The sequence below is a fragment of the Pseudomonas sp. G11 genome, assembly GCF_029457515.1.
In the GTDB taxonomy this organism is placed as follows: domain Bacteria; phylum Pseudomonadota; class Gammaproteobacteria; order Pseudomonadales; family Pseudomonadaceae; genus Aquipseudomonas; species Aquipseudomonas gorinensis.
Map to the genome: position 1 here is coordinate 3,965,838 of NZ_CP120377.1, position 19,998 is coordinate 3,985,835.

The window sequence follows — 19,998 nt, forward strand, 5'->3', positions numbered from 1 at the left end:
CAAGTGTTTGCTGGACGACTATAGACGTGCTCGCGAAGCGATCTCCTTGATCGCTCCGCGAATTGACTTGCCCTTAGGTCTACGTCACTTCAGCCATACATCGACCCGCTGCTCAGTTCCCTCTATAAACACCAAAGCCTCAACCTGACCTGCTTCGATCAAGTCCTGGCGAACGCCTTTTATCCTTTCAAGCTGCGCAGCCCCGTCAACCAGTTCAACACGTGCTACCGAAGCCTTCATGGATTGGCGGGCGTCAGATTTTGCTTTGCGAATCGCAGATAGCACGGCACTGACACTCATCAATAAGCTTTCAATAGACGCGTCAGGACAAGTATCCCCTTGCGGCCAAGGCGCATTGTGCACTGAGCCGCAATTCCAGGATTGCCAGACTTCCTCACACACAAATGGCAGAAATGGCGCAAACAGTCGCTGCTGCACGCTCAGTGCATGTGCAAAAGCATTACGGGCCGAATGGCCTTCTGGTCGATAGGCGCGACGCTTGACCAATTCGACGTAGTCATCGCAAAACCACCAGAAGAACCCTTCGATACGCGACAACGCCACGCTATAGTCGTACGCCTCCAGCGCGCACGTAGCATCATGGACTACGCCGCCCAGGCGTTTGAGCATGGCCTGATCCAGCGGCTGGTCGATATCCCCGTTGTCATCCTTTGCAAAGCCTTGAACCAACCTCGATAGATTGAACAGCTTGACGGCCAAACGGCGGCCGATCTTCATCTGCTGTTCTTCAAAGGCTGTATCACTGCCGAGCCGCGCTGAGGCTGCCCAGTAGCGCACACCGTCACTTCCATACTGGTCGAGCAAGGCTTGTGGGGTTACCACGTTACCCTTGGATTTAGACATTTTCTTACGGTCGGGATCAAGGATCCACCCAGAGAGCGCGACATTACGCCATGGCACGCAACCGTGTTCAAAATGGCTGCGTACCAGTGTCGAAAATAGCCAGGTGCGGATGATGTCGTGACCTTGAGGCCTGAGATCCATGGGGTATATTTTGGCGAACAACGCGTCGTCCTCTCCCCAGCCTCCGGCGATCTGAGGCGTCAGCGAACTGGTGGCCCACGTATCCATGATGTCCTGTTCGCCGACAAAACCATTCGGTTGACCACGTTGCTCGGGGCGATACCCTGGCGGAGTATCCAGGCTCGGATCAACGGGCAGGCTTTCCTCACCGGCAATAATCGGCGCGCTGTAGTCTGCTTCGCCTTGTGCATCCAGCCTATACCAGAACGGAATCGGTACGCCGAACGTACGCTGGCGACTGATGAGCCAATCTCCGTTCAAACCGCCTACCCAATGCTCGTAACGCCTGAGCATGTGCGGCGGATGCCAGTCCAGCGTCTGGCCTGAGGCACGCAACAAGTCCCGCAGGCTTGCGTCGCGTCCGCCATTACGCAAGTACCATTGCCGAGTGGCAAGAATTTCCAAAGGCCGGTCGCCTTTCTCGAAAAACTTTACCGCGTGTTGAATCGGTCGGGGTTCATCCTGCATGGCGCCGCAGTCGCGCAACATCGACACGAGCTGTGTGCGAACCTGGGACAAATTACGGCCAGCCAGGCCTGCATAGGCCTGTTGGCTGCGGGGTGTCGTCAACCAGGGGGGCGTCTCAAGCAACAGGCGCCCATCTTTTCCCAGTATTGACCGCGTTGGCAACTGCAACTCCCGCCACCAGATCACATCGGTAAGATCGCCAAAGGTGCAGACCACCACCAAGCCGGTGCCCTTGTCAGGATCGCCCAAAGGGTGTGCCAGCAGCGGTACGTCCACGTCAAAAATCGGCGAGCGCACGGATTGTCCGAACCGCGCCTTATAACGAACGTCGTCCGGGTGAGCCACCAGCGCCACGCATGCCATCAGTAGCTCAGGCCGAGTGGTAGCCACCCACAATGGGGCGCCATCAGCCGTCTCGAAACGGAGTTCGTGATACGCACCCGCGACCTCACGCTCTTCAAGCTCTGCTTGAGCCACGGCTGTCTGGAACGTTACGTCCCACAGGCACGGGGCTTCCTGGCTATAAAGTTCGCCACGCTGATAGTTACGAAGCAAAGCGCGCTGACTCGCTCGTTGGGAGCGCTCATCAATGGTGGCATATGAAAGGCTCCAATCAACGGACAAGCCCAGTTGCACGAAGAGTGCACGGAACGCTTGCTCATCAATGGCCGTCAGTTCGTGGCACAACTCGATGAAGTTGCGCCTACTGATGACAGTAAAGTCACCTCGCTTTAATGGAGTGGGCTCAGGTGGCCTGAAACCAGGCTGATAAGCTGCCAGCGAGTCGCAACGTACGCCATAGAAATTCTCGACCCTGCGTTCGGTCGGCAAGCCGTTGTCGTCCCACCCCATGGGGTAGAACACAGCCTTACCTCGCATGCGCTGGTATCGAGCGATGATATCTGTATGGGTATAGCTGAAGACATGACCGACATGCAGCGAGCCTGAGGCCGTCGGCGGGGGTGTATCGATGGAGAACACAGCGTCGCGTTGGGCTGTGTGGTCAAAGGCATACGTGCCTTCGAGCTGCCAACGTTGAGACCAGCGTGTTTCAAGGTTTTCGAGCGAGGGGGTGACAGTTTGATCGTTTAGAACTTCATCACGTTTAACGGTGACATAGCATCCTCCTGTTAATATCAAAGGGCACGACAGTGAGTCGTGCGCCGGGCTGAATTTTATATTGAATCGCCTTTGAAAAGTAAACCCCCTAATCCAGTGAGATCAGTCTGAACAAGGACATCCCTGGTTTTGTTTTAATGGCTCAGCGAAGCCCAAATCCCATTCGTTTCAGCTCTTCCACCAGCTCTTCTCGCCCATGGAGGTTTGCGACACTGCGAAGCCTATTGACCACCTGCTCCGACCACCCGGAAGCCTTCATGCCCTCACGTTGGTAGAAGGCGCCCAAGCGCTCATCGTATTGAGCGACCGCAGCCACATCTGTCGCTGCCGAATAGGTCTCATGGTGCAGCACGGCGCGTTGCGGGAGCCTTGGCTTCACTTCCGCTGGCCGTTCGGTAGAGGGGTGGCCGACACAAAGGCCGAAAACGGGATAGACCTGCGCAGGGAGACCAAGCTCCTTGGCCACGCCTTCAATGTCGTTTCGGATGGCGCCAATGTACACACTGCCCAGCCCCAGCGATTCCAGGGCAACCACGGCGTTCTGAGCCGCCAAGGCGGCGTCGATCGTGCCGAGCAACAGGCTCTCGAGGTAAGGGACGGCTTCCAGCTCCACCTCTTGCTGCTCAGCCACTCGAGCGATCCGGGAAAGGTCAGCAAGCCAGACCATAAACAGAGGCGCCTGGCGGATATAGGCCTGGTTTCCCGCCAGGGACGAGAGACGCGCCTTGCGGTCGCTGTCCTGAACAGCGACGACGCTCCAGACCTGCAGGTTTGACGAGGTTGAGGCTGATTGCGCCGCGGCGACCAGGGTCTCGAGGGTGCCGTCAGGCAGTGGCTGATCAGTAAAGGCACGAACGCTGCGATGGTCGAGCAGCAGGTCGATCGTCTCGTTCCAGGGCTTGAGGGGCGAGATGTCCGCCGCGCCATAGCGGGCAGCCAGTTTCGATTGGGCGTTGGCTGTCATTCGATATCTCCAAATAGAAATCGAGGCTACCAAATCCCCGGCAGCGCAGCACGCCTCCCGGGGGAAGTTTCATCTACCACGCAAACCAAACCGATCCACACAGGTACGTTCAGTGTGTCAGTAAAACCGCTCACTGACCTGCATGCACCAGGCCGCTCAAAAAGCCGGCGACCAAACGATTGAACACTTCGCCTTGATCATCATGAACATAGTGACTGGCATCCGCCACTTCCACGGCTTGGACGTGCGGGTTGCTGGCGCACATGGCCTGCAGCATCACAGGGGGTAGAAAGTCCGAGCGGCCACCGCGAATGAACAGGCTTGGGCAATCCAATGAGCGCACCGCCGGCCACAAATCAGTGGGTTCGATACTCAGTCGTGCCTCGGCAATCCCTTGCTGATCATGGCGCCAGCCAATCACTCCGTCGCGCTCCTGCATCGAATGCGCCAGCCTTGATTCCACGCCCTCCTCCGACAAACCTGGACGTGAGGCCTTCCAGAATGCACGGGCCGCGTCCCAGCTTTCGAACTGCAATGGCGTCTGGGCCATCTCGCGACGAATACGCGCGGCGCCATCGCCTTGGGTTGAAGATCCGGGGCCGATATCCTCGATCAGCAAGCCCATCAAGCGTCCCGGGTGTTGCCGCGCATACTCGAGGGCGTTGGCGCCGCCCAATGAGTGGCCCAGCAATACAAAACGCTGTAGGCCAACATGCTCGATCAAATCCTCCAGATCCTCGACATACGATTGAGTGTGGTAACTGGCGGGTTCGGCCCAGTCGCTCAGCCCCCGGCCGCGCTGGTCCAGGGCATAGACGCAGTAGCCCTCCCCCAGGGCCTGTACCAGCGACTCCCAGGTCTGTGCATAGGCTCGCAAGCCGTGCAATAGCACCAGGGGCACGCCTGTCGAGGCGCCCCAGCGCAAATAATGCAGGCGCAAGCCCGAACGATTGGTGAAGAAACAGCTCTCAGCAGGCATGGCCTTGCTCCTTTAGAAACGGTCGAAGCGATAAGGGCTCGGGTCAATGATCGGCGTATGCCCACTGACCAGATCCGCCGCGAGATGGCCCGCCGCAGGCGACGTACCGAACCCGTGCCCCGAGAAGCCGGTGGCCACGGTCAAGCCTGGGATCTGCGCTACCGGTCCGATCACCGGATTGGAATCGGGTGTCACGTCGATAGTGCCCGCCCAGGCATGCGCGATCCGGGCCTGTTCGAACACCGGCCAGGCGGCAATCAGATTGTTCAGCGCGTCGTTATTGAGCTGCGGATTGGCGGCCGGATCCTGCACCCTGATGCGCTCGAACGGGCTGACACTGTCGGCGTGCCAACGACGTGCCAGCATCAGGTCGTTAATAAACGGCTTGCCCAACGACACATTCAGCACGCTGCGTTGCGCACGAAACTGCGGCATATATTGCTTGGCAAGCAACAGGTGGTCGAGGGTCAGGAAAGCATCCAACTTGCCGCGCTGGGTAATGATGAAACCGCCGTCCTTGTGCTTGCGAAACGAAAAATCCGGGGCGCCGACGGCAATCTGCGTCGGCCCTTCCATCGGTTGGGTACGCAGCACAGAGCAGGTCAAGGGCAAGGTCGGCAACGACACCCCCAGATTGCCCAGAAAGCGACGGGACCACATGCCGCCTGCGAGCAATACGTGATCACAGCGAATTTCACCTTTTTCCGTGACCACGCCACTGACCGCACCTGCGGACATCTGCAGCGTACGCACCGCGCACTGCTCGATGATCACTACGCCCATGGCCATGGCGGCGTTGGCGATGGCGCTGCTGGCCAGCGTCGGTTCCGCACGTGCATCGGAGGGTGTAAAAATACCGCCGGCCCAGTCACCCACGCCGCCCGGCACCAGCGCATCAATCTCACGCTTGCTGAGCAACCGCGAATCCAGCGACAAATGCTCTACCGACTTGAGCCAGCCCTCATGCATTGCCATTTGCGCCGGGGTACGGCCTAAAAACATGATGCCTTCCTGGCGATACCCCACATCCGCCCCTACCCGCTCAGGCATCTGCGCCCACAAGCGGTCAGCGGCCAGGGCCAGCGGTATGTCGGCCGCGTGACGGCTGGTTTTGCGCACCCATCCCAAGTTACGAGATGACTGCTCGGCGGCGATCCGGCCTTTTTCCAGGACCACCACCGCGATATTGCGCTCAGCCAAGGCGAGCGCAGCCGTCAGGCCGATGATCCCGCCGCCAATGATGACGACGGACGTCGCGCTGGGAAACACGGTGGAGGTTGTGACGGGCGCTATTATCGGTGCCATGGTCAAGACTCGGTTAGCGAATTAGGGAAGCCACGCATGCACATCGCCACGTGACGATTATTGCGACAGGCGAATGACGTCGACCTGCGCCTTCGAGGCGTTGCGATACGCAGTCACTTCCAGCTCAACCTTGTAGACCGTCGAGCCCAGTGGCGGGCAGGTAACGGTGCTGGCCGGATCGACACCGCGAAACTTTTCGCCGATCAACCCCATCACGGCCGGCACGTCCTTGGGGTCCTGGATAAACACCCGCGAACACACCACATCGGCCAGGCTCGCATCGACTGCCTTCAGGGCTGACTCAATGTTGGCAAACACCTGGAGAGTCTGCTCCAGGACATCTTCGGGAATCAGCTTGGTCTGCGGGTTACGGCCCGCGGTGTTGGAAACGTAGATCCAGTTGTCCACGGCGACCAGGCGCGAATAGCTGGCCTGGTCTTCGAATGGGGAACCGGTCTTGAGCTTGGTGATTTTTGTCATGTCGGATATCTCGTCAAATGGGATGAAGATGAGGCTTAGCGCAGTACCGGGGTTTCCCACAGGTTCAACGTCACGCCGATGCCTTTTTCGATGGCGTTGCGATACACGACCGTGCCCCAGGCCACGTCTTCGACGGGCATGCCGCCCACCGACATGATGATGATTTCTTCATCGTTTTTGCGGCCTGGTGCGGCCCCGGCGATGATCTTGCCGATGTCCTCGACTTCATCGAGTTGCATCTTGCCCTCGGCAATCATGTCCATGAAGCGCACGCCAATCACCGGCACGTTGTGATGCGCAGGCTTGGGTAACTCTTCGAACCAGGCCTGGTACAGACCGGTGTTGTCCAGCACCTTGCGCACGTCGGGTTCTTCCATTCCTGCGTCCAGCGAGCAGGCCGCCGGCATCGCGAGGAACGCACCTGGCTTGACCCATTCACGCCGCACAATTGGGTAGGTCGACGGGTCACCCGTTTCCCCGGAGCTACAATAAGTAACAAGGTCCGAGTCGCGGACCACCGCTTCAAGGGTATCGACCACGGTAATCGTGGTGATCTGCGGATAAGTTTCTTTGACCCACGCGATAAAGTTGTCGAGGCTCTTCTGGCCACGCCCCTTGATCTTCAGGGTGTCGATATGCGGGCATACCGCGATGAATGCCGCCAGCGTGGTCTTGCCCATGACACCCGGGCCAAGCAGCCCGACGACTTTCGAGTCCTTGCGTGCCAGGTGGCGTGCGCCCACGCCAGGAATCGCACCGGTGCGGTATGCGGACAACAGGTTGGCCGACATGTGCGCCAACGGCGCGCCAGTGTCGGGATCATTGAGCGTGAACATCAGGATGGAACGCGGCAGGCCTTTTTCGCGGTTGGCGATATTGGAGCCGTACCATTTCACGCCGGCAGTGCAGAAGCTGCCGCCCAGGTAGGCCGGCATCGCCATCATGCGCCGGTCAGCCGTGGGCTTGGGCATGTTCGGGAACGGCGAATCCTGCGGGAAAATCACCATCGCACCATGGGAATCATTGTTCGGGCCGGCCATGCGGTAGTCACCGGCATACAGCAAGCCGAACATCTCCTCCATGGTATTCACGCAGGCCAGCATGTCGGTCACTCCCGCGCGGATCATGTCCTGCTCGGAGAGGTAGATAAAGTCGATTTTTGTAGTTGTAGACATAGTTATTCTCGGACTGAAGGTGATATCACTGCGGTAGGCGCAGCTCCACGCTGTCGAGATCGAGTATCAGGCGGGAGATGTTGGCGGTATTGTAAATTTCGGACATGCCGCTCAGTCTGGTAGGACGATAGTTGGCGCGATAAATGCGTTAAACTTCCCGTAGCGCTGCCTTCCCAAGGTGCAACCATGATCAAACAGAACGTGCCGACTCCCCGGCACCACACCGCGAACGAACAGCCTTGGTTCGTGCTCAACTCTTCACGCTATTCGGTGATGCCTTGCGCACATCCGGCGATTTCGCACTTCTATGCCTTCGATGTGGCGCAATCGGCCAACCTGCTGGCCGTCCCGGACGGCTGCGTAGATATCTTGTTCGACTGTGATGCGACGCGCCCTACCGCGCGGATCTGTGGCACGCCGTTGGTTGCCCAGGCGGTCGAGTTGCACCAGCACCACCATTACTTCGGCGTACGCTTCTCACCGGGCGTTATTCCGGGCTTCGTCAATGTGCTCGCAGAAGAGTTGACCGAACGCGAACTGGACCTGCTGGAGGTCTCCGAGTTCGCCCAACGCATCTTCGAAAGCATCGTCCAGACACCGCTGCTGGGCGATCAGATGCGACTGTTCAACGACTACCTGACCCCACGCCTGATGGGCAAGACCTCGAAACTCACCGCCATGATCATCCAGCAGGCGATGCGCCATCGCGGCGATATTCGCGTCCAGCAACTCGAAGACCTCAGCGGCTACACCAGCCGCACCTTGCACCGCCAGTTCAACCAGGACACCGGTATGTCACCCAAGACGTTTTGCCGGATCATCCGCTGCCAGGCGGCCCTGGACACCCTCAATACCCAGCACGATGTGTCGTTTTCGCAGTTGGCCCTCGACCTGGGCTTTTCCGATCAATCTCACTTCCTGCGCGACTTCAAGAAACTGGTCAGCACCACCCCCTGCGACTACCAACGCAAGATGACGCAAAACGCCTACAGCGACAGGATCAGCTACGCCTGACCAGGCTGTTGGCAAATAAACCCGCGTCTCCATCGTTTCTCCATAAAACCTCCCATGAAAGCGCATGCTCGTGGTGCACAGTAGCCTTCGTCGTTACAGGGTAATTCGCCATACTGTAATGACCGAACAGCACGACCGAGCCAACCATGACTGAATCGCACCTTGAATCGACGCCAACGGACTTCGCGGATAAACGCCAGGCGTTGATATTGATCGCTGAAGACGAGCCCGAAATCGCCGACATCCTGACGGCCTATCTCAAGCGCAGTGGCTTCCAGATCGCCCATGCCCTGGATGGGCGCCGTGCCCTTGAACTGCATCAATCGCTCAAGCCCGACCTGGTGTTGCTGGACGTGCTGATGCCGAAACTGGACGGTTGGATGGTACTGGCCGAGATCCGCCACCGGGGTACCACGCCGGTGATCATGCTGACCGCCCAGGACCAGGACGTGGACAAGTTGATGGGGCTGCGTATCGGTGCCGACGACTACATTGTCAAGCCGTTCAACCCCGCCGAAGTCGTCGCCAGGACCCAGGCGGTGCTGCGTCGTTCGCTCGATCACGGCTACGGTGCGCGCCAGAGTGTGCTGCGGGTAAATGCCTTTGAAATCGATATCGACAGCCATGAAGTCAATGTGCAGATCGGGGCACACAAGCATTCGCTCAACCTGACCGTGACGGAGTTCAGGCTATTGGCACAGCTGGCCAAGGCGCCCAAGCGCGTCTTCAGTCGCGCTGAATTGCTGGCCCTGTGTTCGCCCGAGAGTGACAGCCTGGAGCGTACGGTGGACAGCCATATCAGCAAGTTGCGGCGCAAAATCGAAGACCTGGGTCTACAGGGCGTACCGACCAGTATCCGTGGGGTCGGCTACCGGTTCGGGAACAACCCATGAAGATCGCCAACAGTTTGAGCCGACAGATCATCTTGTCGATGTCTACCGTGGTGCTCTGCGTGATCGCACTGTCGGTGGTCGGTTCCTACGTGTTTTACGCGCTGCTCTGGATGTTCTGGCCGCCGTCGGATCTGGACATGGACGAATGGCTGCCCTCCGGCATGGAGTGGGCATGGATGGCACTGATCACCTGCATCAGCCTGGCGGTGGGGGCCGTAGTGGCGATCAAACTGTCCCGACGCATTCTGATGCCCTTGAACTCGGTCGCGGCCAGCCTGCGCCGCCTCGCCGACGGTGACCTCGATGCCCGGGCGACGGCCTCCGACCGCTCATTGGCTGAGGCCTCCCTGTTAGTGGATGACTTCAACAGTATGGCTAAACGCTTGAAACGCATGGCTGAAGAACAATCTTTCTGGAACGCCGCGATTGCGCATGAACTGCGCACCCCGCTGACCATCCTGCGTGGCCGCTTGCAAGGGTTGGCAGAAGGCGTGTTCACGCCGGACCAGGCGCAGTTCTACAGCCTGCTGAACCAGGTGGAAGGCCTGACGCGCCTGATCGAAGACCTGCGGGTCGTGGGCCTGGCGGACAACGGCTACCTCGAAATCCAGACCCAAAGTGCCAACCTGGCCGAGGAAATCGAGGCAGACGCCCGCCTGTTCGAACCAGGCCTTCTTGCCGCCGGGTTCGTGCTGCATCTGGACCTGCTCGAACGGCCCATCCAGTGTGATCCGGCCAGGATCCGCCAAGCGTTGCTGGCCATGCTGGACAACCTGAAACGGCATGCAACCCCAGGCAATGTCACGGTGCGCCTGAGCAGCCAGGATGGCCTGAATGCCCTGAGTGTCGAGGACGAAGGCCCAGGGATTGAAGAAGCGTTTGCAGCGCACATCTTTGAGCCGTTCCAGCGCGGGGAAAGCTCGCGATCCCGCGCCCAGGGCGGCAGCGGCCTGGGGCTCGCCGTCGTGCGCGCAATTGCCCTGTCCCATGGGGGCAGCGTGACCTGCCGGAACCTGGACAACGGCGGCACCTTATTCGAACTGAGCTGGCCCGACCAACTGGTCGCCATCTAAACCCCAACCGTCCCGGGTGACGACATGCGCTTGTCTATTTTTAGAGTCAATAGCGTTCAGCAGTACCGCCACTTTGCCTTACTCGACACACAGGGACGCTGTATCGCTTTCAAGAGCTGCGAAGGGACTCCACAGAACGGCGAATGGGTGCAAGTCAACGAAGTCAACCTGGCCTGGTTGTACAAGGCACTGCCTGCGCACGCCTTGGCCAGGTCAAACACCCGCCCCTTGTAGTTCAGCCTGGGATTGCATGTATGTCGACTAACTATCGCGATCGAAACTTGATTGACGTGACCCTGCTTGAAGACTCCGTACGGCTCTATAGCGCGAAGCTCAGGAGGCTGCAACGTTTCTGGATTCCCCTGCAGAAACAGGCGCCCCGGCTGGTGCTGTCACTGTGGATCCTCGGTGTTATCGCCTCGCTGGTCAGCCAGTCCTATTACCACTGGCTGTTTACCGCGCCTGCCATTTGCCTGCTGATCATCCTGGAAATCGTTATCGAAGAAGTGCAGATCGACTTGTTACTGATGACCGAGGAGACGCGTTATCTGCTCGACGTCACCCACGGTCTGTATGCCGGAACCCTGAGTTCCCACCCCCGTACTTTGCACAAACCAGGTGGCCCATGCCCTCCGTCACACCTCCACTACTGATTGAGCACAGCCGCAAGCTCGGTCAACAGTCCGCCAGCCAGACGCTCAAGGCGATCGCCAAGGCCTATCCCGGTAAGTTGTTTTGTACCCTGTCGCTGGTGGCGTTGGAAAACGCGCTGCTGCTGGCCTACCCGTTGTTTGCTGGGTTTGCCGTAGACGCCATGCTCCGTGGCGACGCCGGCAACGCCTTGTTCTATGCCGCCGTGGTGTTGGGCTTCTGGGTAGTGGGCGCGGCCCGACGCGCCCTCGACACCCGCACCTTTACGCGTATCTACGCTGACCTTGCGGTACCGGTGATTCTTAACCAGCGCCTGCAACGTCATAGCACCTCGAAGGCCGCCGCACGGGTGGTATTGGCACGGGAATTCGTCGATTTTTTCGAAAAACACGTGCCCACGATTGCCACGGCGCTGGTCTCGATCATCGGCGCGGCCGCGATGTTGCTGGTGATTGAGCCTTGGGTCGGCCTGGCGTGCCTGGTGGCGCTGGGGCTGTGTCTCGCGGTGGTGCCAGGCTTTGCGCGGCGCAACCAGCGCTTGCATGAGCGCTTGAACAACCGCCTGGAAAAGGAAATCAGCCTGGTGGAAAAGGTCGGTGCCCACACCTTGCGCCGTCACTATCAGGTGCTGTCACGGCTGCGTATCTGGCTGTCGGACCGTGAGGCCATCGCCTTCCTCACCATCGGTATCCTCGCGGCCTTGCTGTTTGTGGTCGCCATCAGCCAACTGGCCCTGGCGCCTGCGGTGAAGGCCGGGCATATCTATTCGGTGATGACTTACCTGTGGACGTTCGTCAGTTGCCTGGATGAAGCCCCCAGCGTGGTCGACCAATTGGCTCGGCTCAAGGACATCGGCAAACGCGTGGATCCGGGGTTGGATGAGGCGTCTACCTGATCCTTCGTCTGTTCAGATGATCGCCCGCTGGGTTTCCGACGGTGACTGGCCAAACAGTGCGCGGTAATGCGCGGCAAAGTGGCTCAGGTGGAAAAAGCCCATCGTCACCGCTACGTCGCCGACGTTTTGGCTGCAGGCCGGCGTAGCGATCAGGCGTCGACGCACCGCATTCAGGCGCAGGTTTCGCAGGTACTCAACCGGGCGCATGCCGGTCACCGCCTGGAAACTGTTCTGCAGGGTCCGCCGGCTCACCCGCAGCTGTTCGCACAGGTCGAGAATGCTCAATGGCGTATCGCCGCTGGCATCGATCAACTCCTGGCTACGCTTGACCAGGTAGGCACTCACGGCGAAATTGCCGCGCCGGCAACGCACCTCATCGGTGGCGTTGCTGAACAGGTCCAGGAAGGCGCCAAGCAGTTCGTCTTCGAGCATCTTTTCGGCGCTCGTGCTGATAGCCTCCGTCTGTTGCAATAGGTGACGAAACAGTGGGTAGATACGCCGCCGTATCCGCAGCAGTAACGCATCGTCCACGCAAATCTGAGAACGGGTGGTTATGCGTTTGAGCTGGTCACTGGACAACTCGAAGGCCGCCAGTTTGGCAAAGCGTACGGTGTCGACGTTAAGCGCGAAGAAATCTGTGCCTTCGGGCGCATGCAACACAAACTCCTCGCCGTCGCGCAACAGCACCACGTTGTGCGCCCCCACCTGCTGCCCCTGGACGACCGGCGCACTGCCCAACGACATGGCCACGCACAGTCGCCCTGCGGGGGCAAAACCGCGCTGCACCACGCGTTTGTCCAGCACTTCCTGGAAGATCTGAAAGCGCTCGGCAGACAACTGGCGCAGCCCGCTCGTCAGGCAACCACGCCCCAGTTGGTCATACACTTGCCGCCAGCCCTGGATGGAGCCGGCATGCAGTTGAGGGTCATTGAAGGTTCGAACTTCAGCAAGCATGGTCGTCGTTCCTCGGGGGCCCCGTTGTCGTCATTGGCCTGAAGGGGACTGAAGTCATCCTTGACGGCAGCGATGGTTCACACCGCGGTTTTGTCCGTGGTGAAAAGCAAAGCCAGTTCCGTGCCAAACATATGCAGGCGGTACGTGGCAGGCTGGATATCCATCGGCGCCAGCAACGCACCGGACAGCACCACCTGCCCGGCCTCCACCGGCTGACGGTCGGCCAGCAGGCGGCGAATCAGCCAGCAAAGGTTGGTCAGCGGCGGGTCCTCGCGGCCCTCGGTATCGCCTTCGCCACAGAGCGCGCCGGTACATTCGAGGCGGTACGCCACATTGGCGTGCTTGACAGGGTCGAACGCGATTCTGGGGCCCAGGCAATAAAGGCCCGCCGCCGCGTTATCGGCGAGAAAGGCCCCCACCCCGAACGCCCAACCCTGCCAACGGCAGTCGGCAATCTCGAACGCCGGTGCCACCTCGGCAATCGCGTCCAGGATCTCCTCATCGCTGTACTCGCCCGGCGCCAGGCTGCGCCCCAACACAATCGCCACCTCGATCTCCAGCTTGGGCTGGATCAACCGCGACAGCGCCACCGCTGTGTTCGGCTGTACGCACATCTGGTCGGTCAGGCCGCCATACACCGGTTCGTCAATGCCGAAGCGCCGTTGCGCGGCGCTGCCGGCGAAGGCGATCTTCCAACCGCTCAGTTGTTCGCCCAAGGCCTGGCGCAAAGCCAGCCCCTGGCGTTGCAGCGCGTACCCGGCGTTCAGGTCCAGCGCCTCGGGGGGGAGCGGCGCAATGGCTTGCACCCTGCGCGTGGCCTGGTCCAACTGGTTCAATACGCGATGATCGGCAGTCATGACAGCTGCTCCGCTAACTTGCGCAACACCGATTCAAGCCGCTCAGGCGTGGTAATGGCGGCGACAAACCGATCCGGACGCACCACAACGACGCAATCGCGCACCCTCGAGAACCATTCGCCGAGGCGGTTATCCACGTCCTCCACGCTGATGGCATCCGTGGCCGTCAATGGCTGGTTGCGCCCCATACCACTGCGCGAACGGTTGACCTGGATAAAGCGCGTGTCCCAGCGTGCCCAGAACGTGGCCATTTCTTCGCTCAGTTGCGCGCGCGGATTGACCCGATAACCCAGCACCGCATAGGAATTGCCAAGCACATCATCAAGACGCCGACGCTGCCCCTGGGCATCTTCGATATACGGCTGCACAAACAGCTGGCCGACCAGGTCGTCTTCGCGCAGTTCGGCACGCTCGTGATAGACCAACCCTTTGGTGATGGTGGCCTTGGGTTTGAACTTGAACTCCAACAGGTGCGAGCGCAGGTTATCTACGCTGTTCACCGCCTGGAACAACCAGTCACGCACGCCGGCCATCAACGGGTTGGTCAGCCCCAGTACCGTGCCCATATTGTCGGCCAGGGCGACCAGTTCGGTGGCGTGCCCACGACGTTCCTGGTCATAGGTGGCGAGGATCCCATGGGCAGCGCGCCCGTGGATGATCGCCGCCAGTTTCCAGGCCACGTTGGCCACGTCACGCAGCCCGGAATTGAGGCCCTGCCCGGCCCACGGTGGCGAAATATGTGCGGCATCGCCCACCAGCGCCACGCGCCCTTGGACGAACCGCGCCGCCACGCGGGAATGGTGGGTGTAGGCGCGGATACGGATGATGTTCAACGTGTCCACCGCGTCGCCGATATGCCCACGAATCAGGTCGCGGATGGTGCTCTCTTCGCACATCTTTGCCTCGTCTTCGCCCTCCATCAGCATGAACTCCCAGCGCCGCTGCTGGTACGGCAGATAGATGCATACGAATGGCCGCTGCGGGTCAGCGTGCAGCGCGGTATAAGGCGCATCCAAGGTGTCATTGGCGGTGTCGACCACTACCCATTTTCGCGCATGGGTCAGACCGATCAGTTCAACACCGAGCTTTTTGCGTACGGTGGAGCGCCCGCCATCGGCGCCGATCACATAATCGGCGCGCAGTTGGTAGACCTCGCCCTGGGCATCGCGCACCTGCAAGGTCACGCCCTCCCCATCCTGCTCCAGCTCGAGCATTTCATGGCCTTGGCGCAACACCACACTGCTGCGCTGCCCGAGCGTTTCGCGCAGCGTGCCTTCGAGCAACTGCTGCATGAAGATGTTGCGCATCGGCCAGCCGTAATGGGCGGTACTCGGCTTGACCTCGGCAAAACACACGCCGCGTGCGTTGTAATAGCGCAGCGGCACATCGCAGATCATGTCGCGCACCGCCAGTTCAGCGATGCCGATTGCCTGGAGAACGCGCAGCGCTTCATCATCCATGCCCACCGCGCGGGGGTAAGGCAATATGCAGTCGGCAAGCTCAAGGACGACGCAGTCGACACCGTACATTCCCATATAGTGCGCGGCCGTAATGCCGTTGGGGCCACCGCCCACGATGACAACTTGGGTCTTCTCCTGCTTCATCGCTATTCACCGCTTTTTTTGTTGTGGTTTGAGTCCAGCACCGCTTGATCCTGCGCGCTTATCAGTGCAGACCGTCAAGGCCTTTTACGTCTTCGGCTTTCAGCCCGCCCAAGCGTGCATGCAGGCGTCCGCGCGTGGCGAAGGCCCAGATCACGACGATCTCATCCGGCGAAGGACCGTCGCCGAAGGTCAGCGAGAAACTGTCGTAGTGCGAGCGCACGTACAACGCGTCCTTGTGCGCCAACGGCACGTCGATGGTCGAACCTGGGCCACCACGCTTGCCGGTGGACGGCACCCACGATTTGCCGCCGCCCAGCGCGACGCGAATCGGATCGGCGGCCGGGTTGGTCAGGAACGCATTACCGTGCTCGTACTCGCCTGCGCTGCCCACCAGGATAGCCTTGCCATAGCTTTGAATCTGGCGCGAACCGGCCAGTGCCTGGATGCGCCGGCCAAACTCTTGACCCAACAGCGGCGACGGCTCGATCAATTGCGACAGGTCTTCGCTGTAGCGGCCGGCATATGGGTTGGCGATCACAGCAGCGACGGCGTATTTGAACACCGGCTCGCCATCGGCCAACTGCCCGGTTTCATTGGCCAGGGTCTCTTCAACGAAGCTGTACCATTTGCGGATGTGATAGCTGGCGAAATTTGCGGTTTTCATCAGTGTGCCTCTGTTCAAAGGGGTTCGAGTGGATCAAGCGTGATGTTGCGACTCGGCGCACCGGCGGCCTTGAAGCGGGCCTTGCCACACGCATCGTCATGCTCGGTTTCAAGAAAGAATTCCATGCGATTGCAATCGGGGTCGTTGAAATACAGGCCGTTGCCGATTTCGTGATCGGTGATCTTCACCACCTCGACGCCCTTGCTCAGCAACATCCCGTACAGCTGACGCAAGGTTGTCATGTCCCCGGCGATTTCCAGGCCATAGTGTTGCAACCCGAGCCCACCTTGATGGGCACCCGGTTCGGCACGAATCAAGGCGATATCGTGGTGCTTGCCCCCAAATGCCATCATGACCCAGCTCTCGCCTCGGGCACTTTCGTGCATGCCCAGGATGTCGGCGTACCAGCGTGCCGATACGTCAGGGTCACTGACCCAGAGCGATAAGTGAGTACGCAGGATCTCGACCTTCATGGCGGTATTCCTCAGTGTTTTTTGACGATGGATTGGTGCCCGGACTTGATCTGCGCAACCGCAGGCGTCCAGAGCACATCAGCGATCTCGCTGAATTCCCGCCAATGCTTCTGCCAGCCGTCACCGCCGTTGTCGGAGGTGAACAAATGCCCGTACTTGGTGCCCGCCACGATCTGGCGCGGGGTGGCCGGGTTGAAGGCAATCGCCCAGACGCAGGAGTTGGGCTGCTGGGGCAGCGGCAGCACGGTCCAACTGAGCGCGGCATCACGGGAGACCAGAATCTTGCTGGTGGTGCCCGGCGTACCGTCGGAAATACTCAGGTACAGCTCGTTCTGTGTGCCCAACGGCGCGTTCATGGCGCGTATGTAGTACAGGCCGAAGGCTTCCCGGCCGATAATGCCGGTCCAGGTCAGTCCTTCATCCAGGCTGCGATAAACCGCATTGACACAGACCACCACGATGACTTTCTCGCCGTGGTTGGGCAGTACCAGGATGTTGTGGATGTCCGAGTTGTAGTCCCACAGCAGCCGGTCATCGATGCGTGCCCAACTGTCACCGCCGTCGCGGGAATGAAACAACCCGCCCTCCTCCAGGCCGAACCACACCTGGTTGCGGTCGGTGGGGTCATAGGCGAAGGCCAGCAGGCGTGGACGGCTGACGCCGTCGCAGAACTCGGGAATCTCCACCGGGGCGCGATCCCAGCTGGTGCCGCCGTCCAGGGTGCGCCAGAGCACAGCGCGCGAAGGCGCACCCGTGCCGACGAAAATCCGCTGTGCATCCTGGGGATCCACCGCCACCTTCCAGACGGTCTCGCCGTTGAACGGTGAGTCGACCTGCTGCCAGTGCCCGCCGGTGTCATGGCTGACGCACAAACCGATATCGGTGCCGGCATAGATCACTTCCGGCGCGTCGGGGTGCATGCTCAACGAACGGGTGATCGCGTCGAACTCCAGGTCCTGCCCCAGGCCCAGGCGATGCCAGCTCTTGCCGTCGTCGGCACTGCGGATCACCGCTTGGCCGACGGTGGCGACTAAAAGGGTTCCGTTACTCATCACAGATGCTCCTCAGATATAGATGCCACGGGTCAAACCACCGTCGATACCGATGGACTCGCCCGTCACAGCGGCGGCCTTGGGCGACGCGAGGAAACCAATCAACCAGCCCATTTCAATCGGTGCCAGGGTGCGGCGAATCGGCGTTGCGTCGATGTAGGCCTGTTCGACCTGCTCCGCAGTCTTGCCTTGCTTGACCGCTTCGCGCTCGTACAGCTCTTGGATATGCGGGGTGTCCACCACGCCAGGGTGAATCAGATTGACCGTGATGCCCGAAGGGCCGAGCTGGTCGGACAAGGTTTTAGTCATATGCGCGATCGCCAGGTTGCGCATGCCCGACAACACCTTGCTGCTGCGCCCGGTGAGCCCGCCGATGTTGATGATGCGACCGAAGCCGCCCGCCTTCATGTGTGGGGTCACGGCCTTGGCGCAACGGAAGTAACCGATCACCTTGGTGTTGAGATCCGACAGCAGCTCATCGTCGCCGGCATGCTCGATGTCATTGCGCACGACACCGGACGGCGCCGCGGCACCGTTGACCAGGATGTCGATACGGCCGAAATGCGCGTACGCCGCCTCGACCATCTCCGACACAGCCTTCATGTCATTGGTGTCGCAGAACAGCGGCAGTACTTCATTGCCGGTCTGTGCGCTGATTTCTTCGGCCGCCAGTTGCAGGAACGCCATGCGCCGCGCGCAGATCACCACCTTGCAGCCTTCCTCGGAGAGAAAACGTGCGACTTCCTTGCCGATGCCCATACCACCACCGGTGACAATGGCCACGCGGCCTTTCAATTCCAGATCCATAGCAATTACCTCTTGTGATTATTCAGTTCAGGCCAGATCGACAAACACACTCTTGGTCTCGGTGTAGGCATCGATCACGTTTTTACCCATCTCCCGGCCCCAGCCGGATTGCTTGTAGCCGCCGAACGGCGATGCCGCGTCGACCACGTTCCAGCAGTTGATCCACACTGAGCCAGCCTTGAGCTGCGCCGCCACGCGGTGTGCCGAGCGCAGGTCGCGGGTCCACAGGCCGGCCGCCAGGCCATATGGCGAATCATTGGCGCGCAGCACCAGGTCGTCGATTTCGGTCCAGCTCATGACGGTCAGCACCGGCCCGAAGATCTCTTCGCGGGCGACACAGGCACGCTCGGCGCGGTCAAGAAAAACGCTGGGCGCAATGAAGTGGCCGCGCTCCAGGTGGGCTGGGCGATCGCCACCGCAGATCAGTTCGGCGCCCTCCTCCTGGCCGCGTTGCAGGTAGCCCTTGACCGTACTCAGTTGGCGCCCCGACACCAGCGGCCCCATGCTGCTGGCCGGGTCCAGGCCGTTGCCGAGCACATGGGCGGCGGCATGCCGCTCAAGCTCTTCCAACACCTGGTCCAGCACGCTGGCGTGCACGTACAACCGCGAGGCCGCGGTGCAGACCTGGCCCTGGTTGTAGAAAATCCCATCGGCGGCACCTTTGGCGGCGCGCACGATATCGGCATCCGGCAAGATGATGTTCGGCGACTTGCCGCCCAGTTCCAGCGAGACTTTTTTCATGTTGCTGGTGGCCGCTTGCGCGATCAGCCGGCCGACCTGGGTCGAGCCGGTAAAGGCAATCTTGTCGATGTCGGGATGCTGGGCCAGCGGCGCGCCTGTTTCGGCGCCAAGGCCGGTGATCAGGTTGACCACCCCGGCCGGGAACCCGGCGGTCTCGATCAACTGCACCAAGCGAATCGCCACCAGCGGAGTCTGTTCGGCAGGCTTGAGCACCGCCACGCAACCGGTCGCCAACGCTGGGCCGAGCTTCCATACACACATGTTCAGCGGGAAGTTCCACGGCACGATCAGCGCACAGACCCCTACCGGCTCACGCAAGGTGTAGTTGAGCATCGGCGCGCCGCTGGCCGGCGATACCGGCAGCGTGCTGCCTTCGATCTTGGTCGGCCAACCGGCGAAGTAACGCAGGATGGTTGCCGCACTGGCGGCTTCACCGCGAGCGGCAGCGATAGGCTTGCCGTTCTCCAGGGTGATCAACTGCGCCAACTCCTCGCGGTGCTGGTCCAGCAGGTCCGCCAGGCGGAACAGCAACAGGCCGCGCTGGGCGGGAGACTGCAGCGCCCAGGCGCCGGTGAATGCGGCGCGAGCCGCGGCGACCGCTGCATCCACGTCACGCGCATCGCCTTGGGCGACTTCGGTCAGGGTTTCTTCAGTCGCCGGGTTTTCCACGGCAAACCGTCGGCCAGCGGCCGCGTCCTGCCAACTGCCGCCGATAAACAAGCGGCCCGGTTGGGACAGAAAGGCCTGGACAGCGGGTAGCACTTCGAACTGTTTCATCATCGACTC

Annotated in this window: 20 protein-coding genes; 6 read left to right on the forward strand and 14 right to left on the reverse strand. The window is 60.5% G+C overall.

Going from position 1 to position 19,998, the window contains the following annotated elements:
* Positions 1 to 84: 84 nt before the first annotated feature.
* The 6 genes from valS to P2T68_RS18390 form a co-directional block, all read right to left on the reverse strand.
* A complete protein-coding gene (valS, locus tag P2T68_RS18365; protein ID WP_277377972.1) occupies positions 85 to 2,652 on the reverse strand; it encodes a valine--tRNA ligase in 2,568 nt (855 codons plus the stop codon).
* Positions 2,653 to 2,773: 121 nt separating this feature from the next.
* Positions 2,774 to 3,595, reverse strand: a complete 822-nt coding sequence (nfsA, locus tag P2T68_RS18370) for an oxygen-insensitive NADPH nitroreductase (RefSeq protein ID WP_277377973.1) — start codon at positions 3,593 to 3,595, stop codon at positions 2,774 to 2,776.
* 130 nt (positions 3,596 to 3,725) lie between these two features.
* Positions 3,726 to 4,574 (reverse strand): alpha/beta hydrolase, encoded by an 849-nt coding sequence (locus P2T68_RS18375; protein ID WP_069075961.1) that lies wholly within the window; start codon positions 4,572 to 4,574, stop codon positions 3,726 to 3,728.
* 12 nt (positions 4,575 to 4,586) lie between these two features.
* Positions 4,587 to 5,879, reverse strand: a complete 1,293-nt coding sequence (locus P2T68_RS18380; protein WP_069075960.1) for an FAD-binding oxidoreductase — start codon at positions 5,877 to 5,879, stop codon at positions 4,587 to 4,589.
* Positions 5,880 to 5,936: 57 nt separating this feature from the next.
* Positions 5,937 to 6,359: a RidA family protein gene (locus P2T68_RS18385; protein ID WP_024075444.1), complete on the reverse strand. Its 423-nt coding sequence runs from the start codon at positions 6,357 to 6,359 to the stop codon at positions 5,937 to 5,939.
* Between the two features lie 35 nt (positions 6,360 to 6,394).
* Complete coding sequence (locus P2T68_RS18390; protein WP_024075445.1) at positions 6,395 to 7,534, reverse strand: tyramine oxidase subunit B; 1,140 nt, start codon at positions 7,532 to 7,534, stop codon at positions 6,395 to 6,397.
* A 186-nt stretch (positions 7,535 to 7,720) separates the two neighbouring features.
* Here P2T68_RS18390 and P2T68_RS18395 point away from each other — a divergent pair, with 186 nt between their 5' ends.
* From P2T68_RS18395 to P2T68_RS18420, 6 genes are all read left to right on the forward strand, one after another.
* On the forward strand, positions 7,721 to 8,548 hold the full coding sequence (locus P2T68_RS18395; RefSeq protein ID WP_024075446.1) for a helix-turn-helix domain-containing protein: 828 nt from the start codon (positions 7,721 to 7,723) through the stop codon (positions 8,546 to 8,548).
* Positions 8,549 to 8,694: 146 nt separating this feature from the next.
* Positions 8,695 to 9,441, forward strand: coding sequence for a response regulator (locus tag P2T68_RS18400; protein WP_024075447.1), 747 nt, complete (start codon positions 8,695 to 8,697; stop codon positions 9,439 to 9,441).
* On the forward strand, positions 9,438 to 10,514 hold the full coding sequence (locus P2T68_RS18405) for an ATP-binding protein (RefSeq protein ID WP_277377974.1): 1,077 nt from the start codon (positions 9,438 to 9,440) through the stop codon (positions 10,512 to 10,514). Before P2T68_RS18400 ends, P2T68_RS18405 begins: the two co-directional genes overlap by 4 nt.
* Before the next feature lie 24 nt (positions 10,515 to 10,538).
* Complete coding sequence (locus tag P2T68_RS18410; RefSeq protein ID WP_240968681.1) at positions 10,539 to 10,748, forward strand: hypothetical protein; 210 nt, start codon at positions 10,539 to 10,541, stop codon at positions 10,746 to 10,748.
* Between the two features lie 20 nt (positions 10,749 to 10,768).
* The gene (locus tag P2T68_RS18415; RefSeq protein WP_024075450.1) at positions 10,769 to 11,167 is read left to right on the forward strand and encodes a hypothetical protein; all 399 of its coding nucleotides are present in this window, start codon (positions 10,769 to 10,771) and stop codon (positions 11,165 to 11,167) included.
* A complete protein-coding gene (locus P2T68_RS18420) occupies positions 11,140 to 12,060 on the forward strand; it encodes an ABC transporter six-transmembrane domain-containing protein (RefSeq protein WP_024075451.1) in 921 nt (306 codons plus the stop codon). The genes P2T68_RS18415 and P2T68_RS18420 overlap by 28 nt, the downstream gene beginning before the upstream one ends.
* Positions 12,061 to 12,072: 12 nt before the next feature.
* On the opposite strand, the gene P2T68_RS18425 is transcribed toward P2T68_RS18420, so the two are convergent.
* The 8 genes from P2T68_RS18425 to P2T68_RS18460 all read right to left on the reverse strand — a co-directional run bounded on the left by P2T68_RS18425 (position 12,073) and on the right by P2T68_RS18460 (position 19,989).
* Positions 12,073 to 13,014, reverse strand: coding sequence for a helix-turn-helix domain-containing protein (locus P2T68_RS18425; protein ID WP_069075958.1), 942 nt, complete (start codon positions 13,012 to 13,014; stop codon positions 12,073 to 12,075).
* Between the two features lie 77 nt (positions 13,015 to 13,091).
* Positions 13,092 to 13,871, reverse strand: a complete 780-nt coding sequence (locus P2T68_RS18430) for a fumarylacetoacetate hydrolase family protein (RefSeq protein ID WP_277377975.1) — start codon at positions 13,869 to 13,871, stop codon at positions 13,092 to 13,094.
* Positions 13,868 to 15,475: a bifunctional 3-(3-hydroxy-phenyl)propionate/3-hydroxycinnamic acid hydroxylase gene (locus P2T68_RS18435; RefSeq protein ID WP_024075454.1), complete on the reverse strand. Its 1,608-nt coding sequence runs from the start codon at positions 15,473 to 15,475 to the stop codon at positions 13,868 to 13,870. Before P2T68_RS18435 ends, P2T68_RS18430 begins: the two co-directional genes overlap by 4 nt.
* 61 nt (positions 15,476 to 15,536) lie before the next feature.
* Positions 15,537 to 16,139, reverse strand: a complete 603-nt coding sequence (locus P2T68_RS18440; RefSeq protein WP_024075455.1) for an amino acid synthesis family protein — start codon at positions 16,137 to 16,139, stop codon at positions 15,537 to 15,539.
* A gap of 14 nt (positions 16,140 to 16,153) precedes the next feature.
* Positions 16,154 to 16,612, reverse strand: coding sequence for a VOC family protein (locus tag P2T68_RS18445; protein WP_024075456.1), 459 nt, complete (start codon positions 16,610 to 16,612; stop codon positions 16,154 to 16,156).
* 11 nt (positions 16,613 to 16,623) lie between these two features.
* On the reverse strand, positions 16,624 to 17,664 hold the full coding sequence (locus tag P2T68_RS18450) for a YCF48-related protein (RefSeq protein WP_277377976.1): 1,041 nt from the start codon (positions 17,662 to 17,664) through the stop codon (positions 16,624 to 16,626).
* Between the two features lie 12 nt (positions 17,665 to 17,676).
* Positions 17,677 to 18,471, reverse strand: a complete 795-nt coding sequence (locus P2T68_RS18455; RefSeq protein WP_024075458.1) for an SDR family oxidoreductase — start codon at positions 18,469 to 18,471, stop codon at positions 17,677 to 17,679.
* 27 nt (positions 18,472 to 18,498) lie between these two features.
* Positions 18,499 to 19,989 (reverse strand): aldehyde dehydrogenase family protein, encoded by a 1,491-nt coding sequence (locus P2T68_RS18460; RefSeq protein ID WP_024075459.1) that lies wholly within the window; start codon positions 19,987 to 19,989, stop codon positions 18,499 to 18,501.
* Positions 19,990 to 19,998 lie beyond the last annotated feature (9 nt).